At 35.4% G+C, this 1,446-nt stretch carries 3 protein-coding genes; 2 read left to right on the top strand and 1 reads right to left on the bottom strand.

Translation table 11 applies throughout. The annotated features are described in order from the left end of the window. The first annotated feature begins 137 nt into the window (after positions 1 to 137). Both ACFIQE_RS10345 and ACFIQE_RS10340 read left to right on the top strand, forming a co-directional pair. Complete coding sequence (locus tag ACFIQE_RS10345) at positions 138 to 395, top strand: AbrB/MazE/SpoVT family DNA-binding domain-containing protein (protein WP_375630237.1); 258 nt, start codon at positions 138 to 140, stop codon at positions 393 to 395. Next, positions 395 to 727, top strand: a complete 333-nt coding sequence (locus ACFIQE_RS10340) for a type II toxin-antitoxin system PemK/MazF family toxin (RefSeq protein WP_375707700.1) — start codon at positions 395 to 397, stop codon at positions 725 to 727. Before ACFIQE_RS10345 ends, ACFIQE_RS10340 begins: the two co-directional genes overlap by 1 nt. 94 nt (positions 728 to 821) lie before the next feature. Here the strand turns inward: ACFIQE_RS10340 and ACFIQE_RS10335 are convergent, their stop codons facing one another. Continuing rightward, positions 822 to 1,199, bottom strand: coding sequence for a hypothetical protein (locus tag ACFIQE_RS10335; protein ID WP_375707699.1), 378 nt, complete (start codon positions 1,197 to 1,199; stop codon positions 822 to 824). Positions 1,200 to 1,446: the final 247 nt, after the last annotated feature.

The following is a 1,446-nucleotide window of genomic DNA, read 5'->3' as shown; positions in this document are numbered from 1 at the left end:
AACGCGCTTCATAAATATTTTGACAGAAAAACTAAATGGTAAATGTTTTATTGTTCTTTTTCCATAAAAGCATGAAAGCTCTTGAAGAATAAATATTAGAATGTTATATTTTTATATAATATTAGAGGGAGTGTTTTATGCATACAACAAAATTACGTAAAGTTGGAGGGTCAGTTATGCTCTCTATACCGCCCGCATTGCTTGATGTTCTTCACCTTACTGAAAATACGCAAGTGGGTTTGGCTATTGATAATGGACAATTGGTTGTGAAACCACAGATATCGCCAAATTACACCCTTGAAGAATTATTAGCGCAATGTAATCCTTCAGATGATTTTGCGGATGAGGATGTGGAGTGGTTTGATGCTAATCCTGTTGGCAGAGAGCTCTTGTAATGAAGCGGGGTGAAATTTGGTTTGTGTCGCTTGACCCAACTTCTGGTTATGAGCAAAGAGGGGCGCGTCCTGTACTGATTGTGTCACCGGAGGCGTTTAATCGTGTAACAAAAACACCAGTTGTTTTGCCCATTACAAGTGGAGGAAATTTTGCGAGAACAGCAGGGTTTGTTGTTTCATTGGCAGGAACAGGATTGCATACAACAGGTGTGATACGTTGTGATCAACCACGTGCTATCGATATAGCAGCACGTAATGGAAAAAGAATGGAAACGGTTCCTCCTATAATTATGAATGAAGTGCTAGCCAAGTTATCGACATTTCTTACGTAATTGCTTCAGGTATCTATTATAATGTTTCAAAGTCAGTTTTTATTAATTATCAATCATAGTATTGAACCTTTAATTGATTTTTTCTCAACCAGATTCATTCTTTTTCTGTTGTTGCCAAAGCTTTTATTATTATCTTCGACAATTCCTCATTAATTATTTCCTCTTCAACCGCTTGAAGTTCATTAATTCTTTGATCTTTCCAATCAGACGCTGCCTGATAATTTTCAATTAAGCGATCATGTTCAAAATTTGCTATTATTCCTAGGTAATTTCTCCAAGCAAACAACAAAATTGCTACCACTAATAAAAAGTTTCTTGAAAATTCAAGATGCCAAAGCACCCCGAGTACTATGACCAATAAAAGAGTACCTTGAAATTCTGTATTCCGACCATTCTCTGCTTCTTCCCACATGTCAGAGACTATAGCCCATAGTATGAGTATACCCACTATTACTATGACAATATCACGCATTGTTCTCCCCCGCTTTTTATTAGTTTTTAGTCATATAATTGATTCGTTTAGAAGATACAATTGTGAGTGGTTGGTTGTTAAAGACACTAGATTTAGGTGAAAAAAATAAAAAATATACAATATCGTGATTTTTTTGTTGACAGGATATGAAAAATAGTGTTTTATGACGTTGCTGTACTAGTCGAATTGCGTCTAGAATTACGGTAAAGGTATAACCTTTCTTATAAGTTTATATGATTGTTCAGAG

Source organism: Bartonella sp. AA1HLJMS (assembly GCF_042197445.1).
Classification (GTDB): domain Bacteria; phylum Pseudomonadota; class Alphaproteobacteria; order Rhizobiales; family Rhizobiaceae; genus Bartonella.
The sequence above is the reverse complement of the archived record's forward strand: the minus strand, read 5'-3'. Positions and strand labels throughout refer to the sequence as shown.

Bases quoted from the DNA above. Each gene is read 5' to 3' on its own strand.
- ACFIQE_RS10340 (WP_375707700.1), top strand. From the start codon at position 395: ATGAAGCGGGGTGAAATTTGGTTTGTGTCGCTTGACCCAACTTCTGGT.
- ACFIQE_RS10335 (WP_375707699.1), bottom strand. From the start codon at position 1,199: ATGCGTGATATTGTCATAGTAATAGTGGGTATACTCATACTATGGGCT.
- ACFIQE_RS10345 (WP_375630237.1), top strand. From the start codon at position 138: ATGCATACAACAAAATTACGTAAAGTTGGAGGGTCAGTTATGCTCTCT.